The following is a 20,627-nucleotide window of genomic DNA, read 5'->3' as shown; positions in this document are numbered from 1 at the left end:
ATTAATAAACAATTAAAAAATCATGACCTGGCCAGAAATTGATCACCACATTAGTCAAATCACCGGAGAAAAATTCGTTAGTAATCAGCACTTACCCATCAGTGGTGGCTGTATCAACCAAAGTTATGCCATTAGCAATAGTAAAATCACCTACTTTGTTAAACTTAACCAACCTTCCCAAAAATCAATGTTTATAGCCGAGTCACTGGGCTTACAACAAATCTATAATACTAAAACCATCCGCGTTCCTAAACCACTTTGTTGGGGAATTACAAAAACCTCTAGTTATATAGTTTTAGAATGGCTAGAAATGACCCATGGTAATCATCAATCTTGGGCAGATATGGGACGTAAATTAGCAGTCATGCACAAATTTAGCACCAATAAAAGTTTTGGTTGGGACATGGATAATACCATTGGTTCAACACCCCAAATCAATAACTTTCATACCTCTTGGTCAGAATTTTATCTTCAAAACCGTTTAAACTATCAACTACAATTAGCAAAAAAACAGGGAGGAATCTTTCCCCACGCAGATAAATTATTAGCACTTATTCCCCAACTATTTGCAAATTATCAAACTCAACCGTCCCTAGTTCATGGAGACTTATGGAGTGGAAATGTAGGCTTTACCATAGAAAATGAACCTGTTATCTTTGATCCCGCAACTTACTTTGCAGATAGAGAAGTTGATATAGCCATGACCGAACTATTTGGAGGTTTTCCATTAGCCTTTTATCAAAGTTATCAAAAAGAGTTTCCCTTAGATCAAGGTTATCAATACAGAAAACCGCTTTATAATCTCTATCATATATTAAATCATTTTAACTTATTTGGTAGTAGTTATTCTTCCCAAGCCAATCAGATGATTGAGAAGATATTGCAAACTCAGCTTTGAGTAAAGTACACCCCAAAATCCTCTACCAACAGGACTAACACAGCAGAATTTATAATTAAACATCGTGATTACGTAATTGTAAACCTAACCCTTCATGCCGACTTCTAACACCGTAATAAACCACAGCCTTCACAGTTTGCAGAAAAGGAAGAATGAAAGCAACACCCACAAAACGTATTCCAAGTATTAACAAAAAAGAAATCATAGAAAAAATCTTTGAAAAAATCAGATCATTTTCCCTTAAAAAAGGCATAATAATTAACCCAATAATACTAATAATAGTAATAATAATATTGATAATGATTTTGATGATAAATTGGATAGGAACAGTAATTAAAAACCCAATTAAAAAAATTAACACAATCCTGCCCACATTTCCCTTACTTAGTTCCCAACTCCGATTAATCGTTGAACTACCATTAACATCATCTTCAACTGCTAAACAAACATCTACTAAATAAAATCTAATTCCTATCCACAGTATACCCATACAGCTAATTATCACAGATACAATCGCTATTAAACGATAAATAATTCTATTAGTTACAGTTACATCTTGTGATATTAATATCTCTGATATACCTATTAGTAAACCACCAATAAGTTTAAATACAACTCCAACACATAAGCCAATAGCAACCATGAAAATCATATTCACAAAAAAATCCCATAAACGGGAATTAACAAATCGTTCACCTGATGAAACGCTTTCAGGTTGGTTAACCAATTCACCAAAAGATAAACGAGAAATCAAAGCTAAGAGCGCGTAAAATTTAACCCAGCCATAAATAGGAACTAGTAACCAAACACAAGCCTTAAGAGCTATGAGAAAATATTTTTTTAAATGACAACGGTACAATCCCATTGCCGTACCGATAACATTAAAGATATTTAAAGGTTCAATAAAGTTAGGAGAATTAAAATTTTTAGACATGACGTTAATTTTTTCCTGAAAATACAGCAGCTACCTGGAAATTATTTTAAGTTAATCTATACCAAATATTGACAAATTTACATAACTTAAACCTTTAGTTATTAACAGTAGTAATTACTCTTGTAGTGCCGGCATCTTGCCCCCTAGATACAGCAGTTCCCGCTCTTATGAAATACAGATATTAATCATAAAACTCTTGTAGTGCCGGCATCTTGCCCCCTAGATACAGCAGTTCCCGCTCTTATGAAATACAGATATTAATCATAAAACTCTTGTAGTGCCGGCATATTGCCCGCTAAATACAGCAGTTCCCGCTCTTATGAAATACAGATATTAATCATAAAACTCTTGTGGTGCGGGCATCTTGCCCGCTAAATACAGCAGTTCCCGCTCTTATGAAGTACAAAGTTGAATCATAAAACTCTTGTGGTGCGGGCATCTTGCCCGCACAAAGTGTACCTCACTCAAAGCTACTTGCTGTATATACCTCATAACACCGAGAAGTACTGTATAGACTCGCATTATAGACATTAAAAACATCCTTTAACTTAAGATTAAAACGAATTTGTGTTTTCAGTCCCCAATAAAATTTTAGACTTTAGATTTTAGATTATATAGACTCGCATTATAGACATCAAAAACATCCCTTCACCCCACTCACTTTAAATCCAACAATCCTACTTCCTTTAACTTAGGATTAAAGCGGATTTGTGTTTTCACTCCCCGTGCTTTTAGATTTGCCAAAATTTCCTCTTCAACACGCCGCGCTACACTTTTCAAAACCTTACCTTTTCCCACCTCATCAATAGCTATATTCTGGTAATTGTCCTGTTCCTCTGGTGTCATTAATTCCTTGACATCTATAGAACTAGTCCATTTTTGTTTACATAAAGTTTCAGTAATAAAAGTAGCCTTATTTTCAGCAATCCAAGCATTTTCAATATTTTCTAAAATTGTGCGATTAGGACGTTCTATAGTTTGCACCTTCACCCAATAACAGTTCTCAGGTTGACGGACTAAATGCTGCTTTAAACTCAGATAAATATCACGGGAATAGCCAATAAATTCCAGTTTTTTATCTTCATTAAAAATAGCATAAACTCCAATTTTTCCTTGAAAGTCCGTTATTAATTCACCATCTTCATCAATATAAGCATAATATTCAAGGCTGGCTAAAGTTGGTATTTTGATTTCCGTTGTCATAAATGAATTTAAAAGTTATTGATCACAATCATAATTTAGCTAATTTTGGTTCTTAAGTAGAGAGAATAGAAAATCTATTTAGTTTATCTACTTCAAATCGAACAACCTGATAAGGTGTGTTAAGAGTCGCTAACACACCCTACAGTTTACTAGATTTTATTCCTCATCGTTTTCCTCAAAATCATCATCAAAATCATCATCATCCGCATCATCATCTTCTATAACCAAATCATTAATTTCATCAACAATCAAATCATCATCATCATCTAAAATCAAACGTTCCCCACTACCAAAAAAGTTACCACCAAAGCCCCCTTCTCCCATTCCTTGACTATCCAAATTATAGAGTTTAGCCGTACGGTCATCTAAAACCATATCCAAAGAATCATCAACCTCATCTAAAATCCCATCCCCAGATCCACCAAAACCCATATCCATTACATAATCATCAATCGCTCCCGCTTCCTCAAAAGTGTTATAACCAGTACCCGCAGGAATCAACCGCCCAATAATCACATTTTCCTTCAAACCCCGCAGCCAATCAGACTTACCCTCAATAGCCGCCTCCGTTAATACCCTTGTAGTTTCCTGGAAAGAAGCAGCAGAAATAAAACTATCAGTATTTAGAGATGCCTTAGTAATCCCCAACAACATCGGTGTATATTGTGCCTTTGCACCACCAGTAATCGCCATCGCCTCATTCACCTGTTCCACCTGTCGTAGTTCCACCAACTCACCAGGTAACATGATTGTATCCCCACCGTCATCAATCCGTACCTTATTCGTCATCTGGCGCACAATTACCTCAATGTGTTTATCCGCAATCTCAATCCCTTGAGACTGATACACCATCTGTACCTCATTCACCAAAAACGTTTGTACCTTTTGCAGAGCCAGACTAGCACAGGTATAAACACCGTCCTCCGACCCCAAACTAAAAAACAGTTCTAAAATCTCATGGGGATTAGAAGGGCCATCCGTTAAAGGTTGACCCGCCACCACCTGCGCCCCATCAGGAACAATCAAATTTTGTCCAGGTCCAAGGGGGTAATCCGTCACCGTCCCATTACTTTCCATAATTTTTATAGAATAAGCCTCACGGGAAATAGACGTTACCTCATCACCATCCCCATAAATCACCTTCACCTCCCCCGGACGACGGGCTAAAATACAAGCTTCCTTAGGTTTACGAGCTTCCAAAAGCTCCTCAATCCGGGGTAAACCCTGGATAATATCCCCAGTCTTCGCCCGTTCAAACACCAACAACACCAAATTATCCCCCCGTTGCACCAAATCCCCATTCTCTACCTGTAATACCGCTCCTGGACTAACTCGGTAAGGACGACCAACGCGAAGAGTAATAGTGTAAGCTGAACCGTCCTTTGTTAATTGTCCATCCTCAGTTGTCTTGCTACTGACCACTTCTACAACTTGTCCAGATTCTATAGCCCTTACCCCGGTCACTATCTCGCCACCCTCAACTACCAAATCTCCAACCTTCACCCTAGGTAACTCATTGGTACTGATAGTAATTAAATCCTCCTCTCGCAACACCAAACAACGCCGCACAGTTTCCGCACTCTGCTGCACACCCCGGACAACTCCCCCCTCCTTACACAAAATCTTAGTCCGAGCTACAACCGCACCCGGAGCAATAGTCTCACCATCCTCAACCTCCAAATTAGTTTGGGTACTGCCTTGAGTAGTATCCGCCGCAATATCTCGACGCATCACCAAAGACTCCAAAATCACCAACTGCAAACGCTGTATTTCCTCATCTTCCCCATCAGGAATTAACTCAATATCCGCCGCCAAAGGAGAAGTACCGTGTTCCGTTTCCGTTGCCTGTTCAATTTCTAACACTATCTGCGTCCGCAGCAACTCCACACCCTCCACAGACTTCACCCGCTCCGAATCCTTATAAGGAATCCGTTGTACCGCCCTCAATTGAATAGAGCGCCCCGTGTGTTGACTAATGGAAGTAGTAGAAGGTACATCTGGAGTCGTTGGTACAGCAAACTCCACCACCGGACGGCTCAACAACGCCGGTCCTTCCGGGCTTTCTACATATTGGATATAACGCAATTCTGTAGCAATCATACCCTGTAATTCTTCCCCCGCTTGTAAGAAAGTATTATCATGAGCGATCGCCGTTTCTGGATCATCCACCATCAACAACTCACCCGGTTTAATCACAACCTCCCGGAGAATATCATTCTTTTGAGTAATCTCAATTACACCACCCGTCTGACAAAAAATATCCTTAACTACTTCCGTACCAGGTTCTACAAACTGACCATCTTCCACCAACAGCAGAGAAATATCCTTATTTACCTCATGGGTTTCCTCAGGTATCCATAGCAGCGTTCCCCCCTGCACCACCTCATAACCCAGCTTCGCCTTACCCTTCTTCTGCACCTCAATACCAGCAAACTTCAAAAAACCGCCCGTAGTAGTCCGGTAACGATCATCAATCAATTCCGCCACCACCTGACCATTCTGAACCTTAGTCCCCGGCGTAGCCCGCAGATTAAACTCCTGGTTATTAGTAGTCGTAATTAAATAGCTATTACGTCCTTGGGAACTTTGAACCGTCACCGCAGCCTGATCCAAAACCACAGAAGCCGTAATAATCTCAATTTCCCTAGTCGCCTTCTCCGGTGCTATTTCCGGTAAACGAACCACACCACCATGAATAGTAGTCAGCTTAGTTTCCGCCAAAACTCCATTAGTAGCAATCGCATCACCATTTTTCACCACCAACTCCGCCCCCGGCGGCAAATTATAAACATCCCCAGACAGAACCCAAATCAACCCACCCCTAGAAGCAGTAGTAGTAGTATTACCTTGACGGTCTACCTTTTGTTCCGCCACCACCTCCGCAAATCTCACCTCACCAGCCAAATCCGTAGCCACATCCTTAACAGCCTTCTCCGTATTGGTTCTCGTCGTTTTACCACCCAGAGCCACCTCCGCCACTAAATGACCCGCCAACACCTGCTGACCATCATGAATATATAGAGTAGAACCTTGAGTAACCGCTATTTCTTGACTTTGGGTATTACCTAGTTTCTTATCCCCCTCAATCATCAAAATTCCATCAGCTTCCACATACAAAGCATCTTCACCATGACGAGTACGATAAGGACGAGTTTTTAACTTCCGGGGAATCTTCACCGTCCCCCCCACCTGAGAACGCACCTGTTGAGCCACCTCACCAGTAAACACCCCACCAGTGTGGAAAGTCCGCATCGTCAACTGAGTACCCGGCTCACCAATACTCTGAGCCGCAATAATCCCCACAGCCTCACCCAGATCCACCATCTTCGCGTGAGCCAGACTCCAACCATAACAATGTTGACAAACAGAACGAGCAGCTTCACAAGTCAAAGGACTGCGGACAATCACCTCCTTCACCCCCGCCTTTTGAATAGCGATCGCCAAATCATCATCAATAGGAGTATTCCGCACCGCAATCACCTCACCACTCACCGGGTCAACCACATCCTCAGCCACCACCCGACCCATCAACCGTGAAGCCAACTTAATTAAAACCTTACTACCCTCCGTCATAGCCCGCACAGCCAAACCCTTGGTAGTCCCACAATCAATTTCCCGGACAATCACATCCTGAGAAACATCCACCAACCGACGAGTCAAATAACCAGAATCCGCCGTCCGCAGCGCCGTATCTACCAGACCCTTCCGCGCCCCATAACTAGAAATAATATACTCCGTAACAGTCAACCCCTCACGGAAATTAGTCTTAATAGGTAAATCAATAATTTCCCCCTGAGGATCCGCCATTAGTCCCCGCATCCCTACTAATTGCCGCACCTGAGAAATATTCCCCCGCGCCCCTGAAAAAGCCATCATATAAACAGAGTTAAGCGGATTAGTCTTCTTAAAATGAGTAACAACCTCATCCTTCAAAGACTCCGACGTACTATTCCAAGTATCAATCACCTTTTGGAAACGTTCCACCTCAGTAATTTCTCCCCGTTGATAACGTTCCTCCGTCGCCAGAATTTCCCTTTCCGCCGCCTCCAACAACTCTTTCTTAGAAGGAGGAATCATCAAATCATCCACACTAATAGACACCCCCGCCTTAGTCGCATAGCGGAAACCCAAATCCTTGAGCTTATCCGCCATCACCGCCGTCCGCGCCGTTCCATAGTGAATAAACGCCCAAGAAATCAAATCTCTCAGTTTACCCTTATTAACCACAAGATTGCGAAAAACCGCTTTAGTCGTCATAGATTTATCCTTTATCTGTTGTTAGTAGGGGCGAACAGCCGTTCGCCCTTACAAAGTTTTAAACACCAACCACCAACCACCAACCAATTCCTGATTTGGCAAAAAGCGGACTTTCAAAATCGAGAGTAAATTAAAAAACCCCGCACCCCTCAAGCATCTATCGCTTCCTGAATCGCCTTGTTATAAATAGCGCGTCCAGGAGTCGTATAAACGTATTGAGAAATTAAATTCCCTTGAGCATCCTCACGAACCCGACGGAACTTATACCTTAAAGTCCTGCCCCTCACCTTACCCAAATCATCCTTATCTTCTATCACCTCTAAAGGTTCAGTATCTGGTTCACCTGAATCAACCTCCCCATCAAAACGCACATAGATATAGGCATGAAGATCCACCTGTTTAGCTTCATAAGCCATAATCACATCATCCAAAGAAGAAAAATATTTTCCCGCCCCCTTAGTAGCCTGGGGATTTTCCGCAGTCAAATAATACGCCCCTAATACCATATCTTGACTAGGCGTAACAATAGGCCTACCCGTAGCAGGAGACAAAATATTATTACAAGCCAACATCAACAACCGCGCCTCCGCTTGACTTTCCAAAGACAGAGGCACATGAACCGCCATTTGGTCCCCATCAAAATCAGCATTAAAAGCCGGACAAACCAAAGGATGTAACTGAATAGCCCTACCTTCTACCAAAATCGGTTCAAAAGCCTGAATCCCCAACCGGTGCAACGTCGGCGCTCGGTTTAACATCACCGGATGTCCCTCAATCACCTCCTGCAACACCTCCCAAATACAGGGGTCATTGCGAGCAATCAACTTTTTCGCCGCCTTAATATTATTCACCATACCCGAACGAATCAAGCGATTAATCACAAACGGCTGAAACAACTCAATCGCCATTTCTCTGGGTAAACCGCATTGGTGGATCTTCAACTTAGGTCCAACCACAATCACAGAACGTCCAGAATAGTCCACCCGTTTACCCAACAGGTTTTGTCTAAACCGACCCTGCTTACCCTCAATAATATCTGACAAAGACTTCAGAGGACGATTATTAGCACCCACCACAGTCCTGCCACGACGACCATTATCAATCAAAGCGTCAACAGCCTCCTGTAACATCCGTTTCTCATTACGGACAATAATCTCAGGCGCTAATATTTCCTGAAGTCTCGACAAACGATTATTACGATTAATCACCCGACGGTACAAATCATTCAAATCACTAGTAGCAAACCTACCCCCATCTAATTGCACCATAGGGCGTAAATCTGGAGGAATCACCGGAATCACCTCTAAAACCATCCACTCCGGCTTAGAACCAGTAGCGATAAAATTATCAATTACCCGCAAACGTTTAATTAACTTCGCCCGCTTTTGTCCCTTCGCGTTAGTAATTTCCTCCCGTAGAGACTCCGCCTCCTGCTCCAAATTAATATCCGCCAAAAGCCGTAATAGTGCCTCCGCACCAATACCCACCTCCACACCTTCCAATTGAGAATCTTCACTATAAATAGCATCCTCAATCTCCAGCCATTGATCCTCACTCAAGAGTTGCTTATAACTCAAAGTATCCGCATTACCCGGACGCAACACGCAGTAAGAATTGAAATAAACAATTTGCTCCACATCTCGTAGAGGCATATCCAAGAGAATAGCAATATAACTAGGAATACCCTTGAGATACCAAACATGAGCCACAGGAGCAGCCAACTTAATAAAGCCCATCCTGTGACGACGAACACGGGATTCAGTAACTTCTACACCACAGCGCTCGCAGACTATACCTCTATGGCGAACACGCTTATATTTACCACAATGACACTCCCAGTCTTTAGCAGGTCCAAAAATACGTTCACAAAACAAACCATCCATTTCCGGCTTCAGAGTCCGGTAGTTAATAGTTTCCGGTTTCGTCACTTCACCAACTATCTGTCCATTGGGTAAAGTCCGTTCACCCCACTTGCGAATCCGCTCTGGTGAAGCGATACCAATTTTCACATAGTCAAATTGATTAGATTGGGCAGGTCTCATAATTTTGGATTTTAGATTTTGGATTTGAGATTTTGGATTTTAGATTATTTAGAATCCAGTTTCCCTATTTTGGATATTGGATTTGAGATTTTGGATTTGAGATTAAAAGGTAGGGAAGAGGTGCTACGCCACGGGGACAGGGAAGAGGTTTTGGGCAATTTTACTTTTCTTTACTTATGTCGGTTTTTTCTGTTTATCTACTTAGATTCCAGATTCGTTATTTTGCAAGCAGCGCGTTTTCAAAATTGAGAGTAAATTGAAAAACCCTTTTCCAGACCGTCACCTGTCCCCTGTCACCAAAAACTAATCATCATCCTCCAAGGACTCATAGGAAAGCGACTCATAAACTGGTCTAGAAGGCGTACGTCGCGGTGCCAAATCCGCCATCAAATCCACCTCCACATCTAAAGAACTACCATCAGCTTGAGTTTCCACTTTATGAACTGCAATATCCAAACCCAAAGACTGTAACTCCCGCATCAACACCTTAAAGGATTCAGGAGTACCCGGACGAGGAATAGCTTTTCCCTTGACGATCGCATTTAGAGCTTCATTACGTCCTTGCATATCATCAGACTTCACCGTCAACAACTCCTGCAAAGTATAGGCAGCCCCAAAGGCCTCCAAAGCCCAAACCTCCATTTCACCAAACCTTTGTCCACCTTGCTGCGCTTTACCACCCAAAGGTTGTTGAGTAACCAGAGAATAGGGTCCAGTAGAGCGAGCGTGAATCTTGTCATCAACCAAATGCACAAGTTTAAGCATATATGCTACCCCCACCGTAACGGCACGGTCAAAAGGTTCGCCAGTGCGACCATCATAAACCATGATTTTGCCGCAATTTTCCGGGTTATATACCCAATCCCTACCGGTTTCTTCCCTAGCTTCCTGGAGCTTGCCATGTACCAAACGCCGAGAAGTCTCTTCTCCATACATCTCATCGAAAGGAGTGACTTTAAACCGCACGCCTAGATTATGCCCAGCCCAACCTAAAAGGCACTCAAACACCTGACCCACGTTCATCCGGCTAGGTACACCCAAGGGATTGAGAACAATATCTACAGGGGAACCATCTGCTAAAAAAGGCATATCTTCCGCTGGCAGAATTCGGGAAATAATACCTTTATTACCGTGTCTTCCAGCCATCTTGTCCCCAACTTGGATTTTGCGCTTTTGAGCGACATAAACCCGTACTACCATGTTCGCCCCTGGTGGCAATTCATCACCTTGTTCTCGGGTAAACAGCCGCACGTCAACTACCCGACCTTTCTCGCCATTAGGTACACGCAGTGAATTATCACGGACATCACGAGCTTTTTCACCGAAGATAGCCCGCAGCAGCTTCTCTTCTGGTGGTTGGTCTGATTCTCCTTTAGGAGTCACTTTACCGACCAAAATATCACCAGCATCTACCCAAGCCCCAATGCGGATAATACCCTGCTCATCCAATTGTCTCAGGGCATCTTCACCGACGTTAGGAATTTCCCTAGTAATTTCCTCTGGTCCGAGTTTAGTTTGTCTAGCTTCAATTTCATACTTCTCAATGTGGATAGAAGTATAGATATCTTCTTGTACCAAACGCTCAGAAATGAGAATCGCGTCTTCATAGTTGTAGCCCTCCCAAGGCATATAAGCTACAACAATATTTTGTCCTAAGGCCAGTTCTCCCCCTTCTGTAGAAGAACCATCGGCCAATACCTGACCAGCCACTACTTTCTCCCCAATTCTCACCAAGGGCTTTTGGTTTAAACAAGTATCTTGGTTAGAACGTTGGTATTTAGACAGATTGTATCTAATCTCTTGAACCTTATCTGTACTGAAATCCTCATCATCCGTCACCCGTTTTTCTGCCAATGAGGACTGACCACTAATCACTGACCATTCACTACTGACCCGGACACGAATTTCCGTGGCATCTACATACACCACTTCACCGTCTGTACGGGAAACTATCACCATCCCAGAATCTCTCGCTGCTTGTGCCTCCAGACCGGTTCCTACCAAGGGGCGTTCTGGCTTCAACAGCGGTACAGCCTGGCGCTGCATATTAGAACCCATCAATGCCCGGTTAGCATCATCATGTTCCAAAAAAGGAATCATGCTAGTAGCAACTGAGACAATCTGCACAGGAGAAACCGCTACATAATCTACTTGTTCAGGTTCTGTGGTTGTCCAGTCTTGGCGATAGCGAACAGGTACTTGAGGTCCTTTAATATAACCATTTTCATCTAGAGGAATATCCCCTGTTGCTGTCCGCAAATCATCTTCTTCATCTGCTGTCATATAGACAGGAGGAAGGTCAAAAAGAACTTTACCGTTTTCCACGGGTCTAAAGGGTGTTTCTAAAAAACCATAGAGATTGACGCGGGCATGGGTAGCCAACGAACCAATTAGTCCGGCATTTGGTCCTTCTGGTGTTTCAATGGGACAAATCCGTCCGTAGTGGCTAGGGTGGATGTCTCTGACTGCAAACCCGGCTCTTTCTCTAGTTAAACCCCCAGGTCCCAAGGCACTGAGGCGGCGTTTATGGGTTAATTCTGCTAGGGGGTTGGTTTGGTCCATGAACTGACTTAGTTGGCTGGAACCAAAGAACTCTTTAATGGCTGCTACTAAGGGTTTGGGGTTAACCAGGGATGCGGGGGTGAGAACTTCAGCATCGGATACTGTCATCCGTTCTCGAATAATTCTTTCTAAACGATTTAAACCGACTCTGACTTGGTTTTGCAGTAATTCACCCACGCTTCTGACTCGGCGATTTCCCAGGTGGTCAATATCATCTATACTACCAATATCAAATTCTAGGTTAATTAGGTAGTCAATGGCGGCTAAAATGTCCCCAGGGGTGAGGACTCGCATGGTATCAGGGGCGGAAAGGCGGAGTTTTTTATTAAGTTTATAACGACCAACCTTCCCCAGATCATAGCGTTTAGGATCAAAGAAGCGGGAGTCTAAAAGTTGTTGTCCACCTAAAACTGTGGGCGGTTCACCGGGGCGAAGTTTCCGATATAATTCCATTAGAGCTTCTTCTTCGGAAAATTGCCCTTCTTTTTCTATGGTTTTTTGGAAGTATTCTGGATGGCGCAGGGCATCAAATATTTCATTATCTGATAGTCCTAGTGCTTTCAGAAGTACCTGGGCTGATAATTTCCGGGTTTTGTCTATCCGTACCCAAACTAGGTCGTTACGATCTGTTTCAAATTTGAGCCACGCGCCCCGGTTAGGTATTAAGCTGGCAGAATAAGTCCGTCGTCCGTTTTTATCTATTTCTGATTTATAGTAAACTCCAGGCGATCGCACAATTTGATTGACTATTACCCGCTCTGCTCCGTTGATAATAAACGTGCCTCTGTCTGTCATCAAGGGCAAATCGCCAATAAATACTTCTTGTTCTTTGATGTCTCCTGTTTCTTTGTTCAATAGACGGGTAGGAACATACATCTGCACTGCATAAGTGCTATCTCTACGCTTAGATTCTTCGACGCTGTATTTAGGCTCTTTGAGTTTGTAATTATTTCCTAAAAAGTGGAGTTCTAGTTTGCCAGTGTAGTCTGTAATTGGACTAAAGGAGTTCAGTTCTTCTATTAGTCCTTCTTCTAGAAACCAGCGAAAACTAGAACGCTGGATTTCAATTAAGTCGGGTAATAGAAAGGCGGATTCCATATATTTGTCGTTAGTCATGCCTTTACCTTTGTCAACCTGGTTAAACTTGCTAATAGCTTGGGTGGTGTAGCCTGGACTTAGGCTTTGTGCTAAAATGTAAATCGGGAATGATGAAGTCTATAAATTGCGGGCAAAAGCCTGTTGTTGGGCTTTTGCCTGGGTCATTTTTTCTACTTCACACTTCATGCCTTGTACTGCATTCCTGACTGTGATCTGCTATATAAAACCTAGACAAAACTAGACTTTACTTTCTACTTCAATTATCCCTCAGTAGACTTACACACTTTAGCCCAAAGCGATAGATTAATTGCTCCCAAAACTGATGATTTTGGCGAGGGTGGGATTTTGGGGCGTGGTGCTGGCCATAGCATTATGGATTTAATATTGCTATGATTGTCTGGATAAGACAATTACTTTTAAGGATTTTCTATAGGTTTGATATACCGATAGCGGCATAACCGGGACTGAATTGTTGTTTGCCAAATTTTCAGCCACTATGCTTGTTACCACGGAGTGATGGTGATTGAGAGCATCCGTTTGTGGAGATTTAAGTGGATGGACGGACAACTTGGGATTTTAGATTTGGTTGTGAAATGAGCATGATTGTTGAGATTCATTCAGGGGCTTAAAACCAGGAATTCTCGGCGGAGTACAGTCAAGACGATCACATTTACTGGATCTTTAAGAATTATTATCCTTTCTCTATCATTATGGCTTAACCTAAATGTTTTGGAGTGAATAATTCTAGCACATTTCTATCTTCCAGATGTATCATGATGAGTTAAATCAATATTCATCTTAGGGGGGTGATTGTCATCTATAGTGCTAGACCGAATAATTTACAAGCGTTTTCGGTGGTTTTCTGGGCAATTTCCTCGATTGTTTCTCCTCGTAGTTTGGCTAATGCTGCCGCTACATAATAAACATGAGCAGGTTCATTGCGTTTTTCACCGCGTTTAGGTACGGGTGATAAAAACGGGCAGTCTGTTTCTATGAGCAATTTATCGCTACTTACAATGGCCGCGCTCTCTTGAATAGTTAGAGCATTTTTAAATGTCACTGTTCCACTAAAGCTAATATAGAAACCTAGATCTAAAAACCATTGAGTTTCTTCTGGTGTCCCTCCCCAGCAGTGCATGACACCCCGTAACTTTTCCCCATACAAATCCCGCCATTTTTGCAATATATCCCTCACGACTGGTGCAGCATCACGACAATGGATGATCACCGGTAAATTCAGTTCACAGGCGATGGCCAATTGTGATGTAAATACCTCTTGCTGATGGTGATAGTTATCTGCTTTGTAGAAATCTAACCCCATTTCCCCAATGGCTACCACTTGGGAATGAGAACTGGCCAAAGACTTGATTAGGGTAGCCGTTTGGTGATCCCATTTATCAGCATCTAGAGGATGTAGCCCTACAGCAAAGCTAAGTTCAGGGAACTGCGCTGCTATTTGGCTAATGCTGGCAAATTCTTGCGGGTGAACACAGGAGTGGATCAATCGGACTACTCCTGCTGCTTGCCACCTGGCGCGTACTGCTGCTAAATCTGGCTGAAAAATGTCAAAGTTAATGTGTACGTGGGTATCTATGAGTTGCATGGCTTGTTAGTTGTCAATGTTCAGTGGTCAGGGCTAAACCGACCAGGACTTTGGCAAAATAGAACGTGGGGTAATTCGTGAATTACCCCTGAGAATGGGGTTTCCTGTTATATTTTGGCAATTGTCCTACAAACTGGGGCCACCACGGGGGGATTGCCCCTACCGAATTTTTGACTAAGCCGTGAGGGTTTTGTGTTTGTGAGCCAGTCTTGACTTTTTCCTGGACCCATTGTTGGGATGAAGCACGCCCTTCTTCACAGCTTTATCAATTTTGCTGTAAGCTTCGGACATTTTTACTTCTACTTCCTGCTTGAGTTCTGTTGTCGGATTAGCAGCATAAGCTTCTACAGAACTAAAGTATTTCTTCATCAGCGTCTTTACGGCTGATTTATATGCTTTATTACGCAGTCGGTTGCGTTCTGCGATTTGGGCGCGTTTAAGAGCAGACTTTGTATTCGCCACAGTAATTCCAAAAAAGACTATTAATTATGTACACACACTACTAGGTTTAATTAATATAGCATCATTTTCGCCAATGTTATAATTTCCAGAAAAAAATTTTTTATTTGGACCAGAAGGGCTTGAAATTGAGAAGTGGGGAAATAGGGTAAAATGGATAATTGAGAAAAAAAGGGGTGTAATTGCGGGAATTAATTGTGGGAGATGGTGAAATTTCCTGAGTTGGTTGAGTTTTATAAAGTAGTATCAAAAAAAATCCAGGTTAAGCTAGAGAAGAGAATCAGATCCAGGTTGATAACCTAAGTCAAGCAGGGCGGATTCAAAAGTCAAGAATCAAAGGTCAAAAAGCTTACATGATGAGCTTTTTAGCTATTTTTGAATAACTTGCTATTGATGTCATGCTGTAGCGGCGAGTAAAAAGCCTAAACCTGGTTCTGGTTTGAGAAGATTGTAAAATTTTGCATTGTCATTACTCCATGCTGCGAATTATTACTGAGCAAGCTGACGTTAGAGCAGAACTGCAAAGGATCTGTGGACGCACCCAGGATGAACAGGTAATTCACAAAGAAGCAACAGTACGCGAAGTGTTGCAAGCGGTGAAGCGCCAAGGGGACAAGGCTGTACTACACTATACAGCGGAATTTGATCAGCAAACCCTAAAACCAGAAGAACTAAAGGTAACAGGCTCAGAATTAGATGCAGCATATCAACAGGTATCTAAGGATTTGCTGCGCTCTATTCGCCTAGCTTGCGAAAAAATAGAGACTTTTCACCGTCAGCGAGTTCCCAAAAGCTGGGTACAATTTGGCGATGATGAGGTAGTATTAGGTAAGCGCTACACGCCCGTAGACCGTGCAGGTTTATATATACCAGGAGGTCGGGCTTGTTATCCCAGTACAGTGTTAATGAATGCCATTCCGGCGAAAGTAGCGGGTGTGCCACGGGTGGTAATGGTGACACCTGTGAGAGGAGGTAAAATGGTTAATCCTGCGGTTTTGGTAGCGGCTCAAGAAGCGGGAGTTCAGGAAATTTACCGAATTGGTGGTGCTCAAGCTATTGGGGCTTTGGCTTATGGGACAGAAACTATTCCCAAAGTAAATGTAATTACAGGACCGGGTAATATTTATGTCACTTTGGCGAAAAAATTAGTTTACGGAACTGTGGGTATTGATTCTTTAGCAGGTCCTAGCGAAGTGCTAATAATTGCTGATGAAACGGCTAATCCTGTGTATGTAGCTGCGGACTTGTTAGCGCAAGCAGAACATGATCCTATGGCCGCTGCGATTTTGCTGACAACAGATGCTATTGTGGCTAAAAAAGTGCAAATCGAGGTAGAAAGACAATTGGTAGATCACCCGCGCCGGCTAGATACGGAAAAAGCGATCGCCCATTATGGTTTAATTGTGGTGGTGGAATCCCTGTCTGCCGCAGCGGAACTTTCTAACGAGTTTGCACCGGAACATTTAGAATTAGAAGTTGCTGATCCTTGGGCTTTAATTAACCATATTCGCCATGCGGGGGCAATTTTTATGGGTAGTTCTACACCTGAAGCAGTGGGAGACTATTTGGCAGGTCCAAACCATACCCTACCTACTTCTGGTGCCGCCCGTTATGCTTCGGCTTTAGGGGTAGAAACATTTTTAAAACACTCAAGTATTATCCAATACTCACAAACTGCACTAGAAAAAGTGGCATTGGCTATTGACATATTAGCAACTACAGAGGGTTTACCTTCCCATGCTGATTCTGTTAAATTCAGGGTAGATGAGAGGTGATAGGTGGTACAACACGGGTATACTGTTAGATTGTAGATTGGGTAAAACGGAGTGTTCACGTAGCGTGCCGAAGGTGTAACCCAACACGGAAATGTTGGGTTTTTTTAAACCCAACCTACAACTGAATTAAAAATGCGAACAATTGCGGATATTAATGAGAAAATCAGCCAAAAACGGGCGATAGTCTGGACTGCTGAAGAATTGAAAGCACGAGTTGGAGAAGTTGGTGTTAATAAAGCTGCTAAGGAAGTAGATGTAATTACCACTGGTACATTTGAACCAATGGAGTCAAGTGGTGCAATTATTAACTTAGGACATACTGATCCACCGATAAAAATTCGGCGTTGCTGGTTAGATGGAGTACCAGCATACTCTGGTTTTGGGGCTGTGGATTTATACTTAGGTGCTAGTTGTCCAGTTGACACCATAGATGGGGAAGAAGTGCGAGAACGTGGAGGGGGTCATGTGATTGAGGATTTAATTGCGGGTAAATCTATCCAAGTACGTGCTATTGGACAAGTTACCGATTGTTATCCCAGGGCTACGTTTGAAACCACTATCACCCGTGACACCATCAATCAGTTTTACTTATTTAATCCGCGTAATCTTTATCAAAATTTTATTGTTGGTGTGAATGGTGGCGATCGCCCACTGTATACGTATTTAGGACCGTTACAGCCACGTTTAGGGAATGCAGTTTATTCTAACCCTGGTTCGCTGTCACCGTTGCTGAATGACCCCGATTTACAAATCGTTGGTATTGGGACAAAGATTTTTTTAGCTGGGGGTATTGGTTATGTAGCTTGGGAGGGGACACAACATTTCCCTTTGCAAAAGCGGTTAGAAAATCGGACACCGATTGGGCCTTCAGCCACTTTAGCGTTAATTGGCGATGCCAAACAGATGGATGCCCGATGGATACGAGGTTGTTACTTTAAAAGCTATGGACCGTCCATGATGATGGGTGTAGGCGTGCCGTTACCAGTTTTAAATGTGGGAGTGATAGAACGGTGTGCTGTCCAAGACAGAGACTTAGTAGCACCAATTGTAGATTTTTCCATTCCTCGTCGTGTCCGTCCTACCTTCGGTTTAGTGAGTTACGCCCAACTTAAGTCTGGACGTATCACTATTGAAGGGAGAACGGTACGAGTAGCATCTTTAGCGAGCTTATTTCTTTCCCGAAAAGTAGCCCAAGAGTTGAAACAATGGATCAAAGAGGGGATATTTACCCTAACTGAACCAGTAGCCCCGATACCAATGGAGCGTTCTTTTTTACCTCAAGATCGTTGGACTGAGTTTTAGAAGTAGTGAGAAAGAAGAAAGACAAAGAGGGAAATTCCGTGTTTCTGTACTCACTAATCATCATTTGACAACAGACAACTGACCAATTACCTATTCCCCGGTCGGCTTAGGCCTCTTAATAGGCATAGGAGTGGGGGTTTTCGGTATAGGTTTAGTAATAACCGTGGGATCACCTGCTGTCTTTCTAATGGGACGTGGGGCTTCACCATTGCGTCGAGGGGGGAATGGTCTTCTAGTACCGCTGTTAGCAACACCACGGGGCGCGGCTTTGAATGGCGGTCTACGTTTTTTGGGTAAATCAGCGATCGCTTCGGCATTAATTACTACTAAAGCATCTGATTCCCGTTTCACATTGAAGTCCCAGAACTTACTGACGGCTTTGGTCGTTAATATGCCCTTGAGTTTCAACTTAAAATATTTAGCTTTATCAGTAGTTTTCCGGGGAGATTGCTTGATTTTCACAACCAAACTCTTTTCATCAAAAGACTGGTAAACTACCTCACCGCGCACAGAAAAACCGCCATCAGGAACAGCTGATGAGGGTTTGAGATCATCACAAACTACTGTCGAGTTGTGTAACTTTTGAGTAATCGCATCTGGGCTATGTTCATCTAGTGCATTTTTCGCCAGATTTTCTGGTTCCCAAACGCCAACAATTTGCAGGTGTAATGCGTCATTTTCTTGTCTGGTGCGGGGATAAACTACCCATAGATGTTCTTTTTCTAGGTCTAAGTGATTTTTGACTAGACTCATAATCCGACCTAATAGGACGGCATTAAGTTCAACCCCATCGCTAGTCAGTAGTGTTCCTTGGGTAAACTGTTCACTACTGGCATGATAGCACCCGCGAACTAGGCCAATAGCTCGGTACTGGGTTGGTTCGCTCGGAGGTGGAATTGGTTGTTCTCGATTAACTAAATGCCCGTTAGCATCGGATTTACTCAGGTCAATGACAGAATTTTCCAGTTGAGAGGGTTGGTCTGCTAATGTATGAGCATTAACAGGGGGTGAAATCTCTTTTCTGCCTTGTTTAGAGGCTGTGGAATTTGAGGATTGAGAAGATGGCATCAGGTCGGAATTCATAAAAACTCCTTGCGGCACAAGACGTATCCCTTGGTAGGATTTGACAAAGACAGGTAGAAAAGAGCAAGTGTGGCTGATCAAAGTATATTTCCTTTTAATCTAGCCTTTCGCTTGATGCTTTATATGAACAGAAGTACGCAAAATATCACATTTATACACTAAATGTGTAATTTAGCCTCTTCACAACCATTGAGGCTAAGGCCACGCTAGGTTATCGGCAGCATAGCATAGCTATAATTCTGACGGATCTTCCTAAAGTCATCACTTACTTTAGCAGGATAGATATTTATTTGTTATAAAATTCACAGACAAATCACCGTATTCCGCAAAGTTTTGGAAATTTTTAACTTTGCAATTTGTAATTAATTTGTAATTAATGTCATTGTCGGAATTTAGATCAAGAATAAATCCAAAATTTAAAATCTGCTGATAGTGTAGCATGACTTTGGTTCTATATACTTACATTTTGTTAACATTTAGGAGTAGAATAATATTGTGTCTGAATCGCGTAATCGCTGGATGGTTCGAGTAGTCTTGGCTTTCGCTGTTGTTGCTTTTGTGGGGGTTTCTGTTATGCCCATAATTACAACATTTAACAAACCCCAATCATTACCATCGAATCAAGCCAATACTGAGAATCAAGGATCTTCATTTCAGCAAAAGTCAAAATTAGAAGATCAAGTCCGGGGCTATGAATTGGTTTTACAGAAAGAGCCAGAAAATCAAACTGCACTCAAGGGACTTTTGCAAGCCCGGTTACAGTTGTTGAGTCAAAAAGGACAAGGGGAAGTTAAACCGGCTGATATTCAAGTTGTGATTGAACCTTTGGAAAAACTTGCTAAACTTAATCCCCAAAAGTCAGAGTACGGGGTTTTACTGGCTCAAGCTAAACAACAAATTGGCGATAAGGAAGGAGCAACCCAAACTTATCGTACTATTTTAAGTGCAAAACCGGCAGATTTGAAGGCTTTGCAGGGTATGGTCAGTTTGCAATTAAGTGAAAAGCGTCCAGAAGCAGCTATTGGCTTATTAGAAGCAGGTTTAACTGCTGCAAAGAAGGCTAATGCTATTGAGCCAGGTAGTGGGGATGTAGTTGCTATTCAAGTCCTTTTAGGTAATGTCTACGCTTTTCAGAAGCAGGATCTTCAAGCTATTTCTGTGTATGATCAAGCAATTAATCAAGAGCCTCAAGATTTTCGTCCCGTTTTAGCGAAAGCAATGCTGTTTAAGCAACAAGGGAAGCTTGCTGAAGCAAAACCTTTATTTGATAAAGCTACAGCCTTAGCTCCGGCTCAGTATAAGGACGAAATCAATAAGGTAGCAGCAATTTCTGAGCCTAATTCTACATCATCTCCTACCGCTAGTCCATAGGGGAGAGGGGAGATAGGATAGGGGAAGAAATTTGTTTCTT

12 protein-coding genes are annotated in these 20,627 nt (G+C 42.6%); 4 read left to right on the top strand and 8 right to left on the bottom strand.

Features of this window, described 5'->3' with window-relative positions:
- Positions 1–22: 22 nt before the first annotated feature.
- The gene (locus FFO06_RS10945; protein ID WP_137908072.1) at positions 23–898 is read left to right on the top strand and encodes a fructosamine kinase family protein; all 876 of its coding nucleotides are present in this window, start codon (positions 23–25) and stop codon (positions 896–898) included.
- 55 nt (positions 899–953) lie between these two features.
- Here FFO06_RS10945 and FFO06_RS10940 read toward each other — a convergent pair whose 3' ends face one another.
- The 7 genes from FFO06_RS10940 to rpsT all read right to left on the bottom strand — a co-directional run bounded on the left by FFO06_RS10940 (position 954) and on the right by rpsT (position 15,059).
- The gene (locus FFO06_RS10940; RefSeq protein ID WP_137908071.1) at positions 954–1,832 is read right to left on the bottom strand and encodes a DUF975 domain-containing protein; all 879 of its coding nucleotides are present in this window, start codon (positions 1,830–1,832) and stop codon (positions 954–956) included.
- 657 nt (positions 1,833–2,489) lie between these two features.
- Positions 2,490–3,035 carry a GIY-YIG nuclease family protein gene (locus tag FFO06_RS10935; RefSeq protein WP_137908070.1) on the bottom strand — a complete coding sequence of 182 codons (546 nt, stop codon included), beginning with the start codon at positions 3,033–3,035 and terminating at the stop codon, positions 2,490–2,492.
- 156 nt (positions 3,036–3,191) lie between these two features.
- Positions 3,192–7,292 (bottom strand): DNA-directed RNA polymerase subunit beta'', encoded by a 4,101-nt coding sequence (locus FFO06_RS10930; RefSeq protein WP_137908069.1) that lies wholly within the window; start codon positions 7,290–7,292, stop codon positions 3,192–3,194.
- Between the two features lie 149 nt (positions 7,293–7,441).
- Positions 7,442–9,334, bottom strand: a complete 1,893-nt coding sequence (locus FFO06_RS10925) for a DNA-directed RNA polymerase subunit gamma (RefSeq protein WP_137908068.1) — start codon at positions 9,332–9,334, stop codon at positions 7,442–7,444.
- Positions 9,335–9,637: 303 nt separating this feature from the next.
- Entirely contained in the window at positions 9,638–13,012 is a 3,375-nt protein-coding gene (rpoB, locus tag FFO06_RS10920) for a DNA-directed RNA polymerase subunit beta (RefSeq protein WP_137908067.1), read from the bottom strand.
- Positions 13,013–13,811: 799 nt separating this feature from the next.
- Complete coding sequence (locus tag FFO06_RS10915) at positions 13,812–14,597, bottom strand: TatD family hydrolase (protein WP_137908066.1); 786 nt, start codon at positions 14,595–14,597, stop codon at positions 13,812–13,814.
- Positions 14,598–14,771: 174 nt separating this feature from the next.
- The gene (gene rpsT, locus FFO06_RS10910) at positions 14,772–15,059 is read right to left on the bottom strand and encodes a 30S ribosomal protein S20 (protein ID WP_028090342.1); all 288 of its coding nucleotides are present in this window, start codon (positions 15,057–15,059) and stop codon (positions 14,772–14,774) included.
- Between the two features lie 473 nt (positions 15,060–15,532).
- Here rpsT and hisD point away from each other — a divergent pair, with 473 nt between their 5' ends.
- Positions 15,533–16,831 (top strand): histidinol dehydrogenase, encoded by a 1,299-nt coding sequence (hisD, locus tag FFO06_RS10905; RefSeq protein WP_137908065.1) that lies wholly within the window; start codon positions 15,533–15,535, stop codon positions 16,829–16,831.
- Between the two features lie 132 nt (positions 16,832–16,963).
- Complete coding sequence (locus FFO06_RS10900) at positions 16,964–18,133, top strand: homocysteine biosynthesis protein (RefSeq protein ID WP_137908064.1); 1,170 nt, start codon at positions 16,964–16,966, stop codon at positions 18,131–18,133.
- Between the two features lie 90 nt (positions 18,134–18,223).
- Here FFO06_RS10900 and patR read toward each other — a convergent pair whose 3' ends face one another.
- Positions 18,224–19,216 carry a heterocyst master regulator PatR gene (patR, locus tag FFO06_RS10895; protein WP_137908063.1) on the bottom strand — a complete coding sequence of 331 codons (993 nt, stop codon included), beginning with the start codon at positions 19,214–19,216 and terminating at the stop codon, positions 18,224–18,226.
- Positions 19,217–19,711: 495 nt separating this feature from the next.
- Between patR and FFO06_RS10890 the strand changes: the two genes are divergently transcribed.
- Positions 19,712–20,587: a tetratricopeptide repeat protein gene (locus FFO06_RS10890; RefSeq protein WP_137908062.1), complete on the top strand. Its 876-nt coding sequence runs from the start codon at positions 19,712–19,714 to the stop codon at positions 20,585–20,587.
- Positions 20,588–20,627 lie beyond the last annotated feature (40 nt).

The organism is Dolichospermum planctonicum (assembly GCF_005402965.1).
Lineage (GTDB): Bacteria > Cyanobacteriota > Cyanobacteriia > Cyanobacteriales > Nostocaceae > Dolichospermum > Dolichospermum planctonicum.
This window is presented reverse-complemented; position numbering and strand designations above follow the sequence as displayed.

Bases quoted from the DNA above. Each gene is read 5' to 3' on its own strand.
- FFO06_RS10945 (WP_137908072.1), top strand. From the start codon at position 23: ATGACCTGGCCAGAAATTGATCACCACATTAGTCAAATCACCGGAGAA.
- FFO06_RS10940 (WP_137908071.1), bottom strand. From the start codon at position 1,832: ATGTCTAAAAATTTTAATTCTCCTAACTTTATTGAACCTTTAAATATC.
- FFO06_RS10935 (WP_137908070.1), bottom strand. From the start codon at position 3,035: ATGACAACGGAAATCAAAATACCAACTTTAGCCAGCCTTGAATATTAT.
- FFO06_RS10930 (WP_137908069.1), bottom strand. From the start codon at position 7,292: ATGACGACTAAAGCGGTTTTTCGCAATCTTGTGGTTAATAAGGGTAAA.
- FFO06_RS10925 (WP_137908068.1), bottom strand. From the start codon at position 9,334: ATGAGACCTGCCCAATCTAATCAATTTGACTATGTGAAAATTGGTATC.
- rpoB (WP_137908067.1), bottom strand. From the start codon at position 13,012: ATGACTAACGACAAATATATGGAATCCGCCTTTCTATTACCCGACTTA.
- FFO06_RS10915 (WP_137908066.1), bottom strand. From the start codon at position 14,597: ATGCAACTCATAGATACCCACGTACACATTAACTTTGACATTTTTCAG.
- hisD (WP_137908065.1), top strand. From the start codon at position 15,533: ATGCTGCGAATTATTACTGAGCAAGCTGACGTTAGAGCAGAACTGCAA.
- FFO06_RS10900 (WP_137908064.1), top strand. From the start codon at position 16,964: ATGCGAACAATTGCGGATATTAATGAGAAAATCAGCCAAAAACGGGCG.
- patR (WP_137908063.1), bottom strand. From the start codon at position 19,216: ATGAATTCCGACCTGATGCCATCTTCTCAATCCTCAAATTCCACAGCC.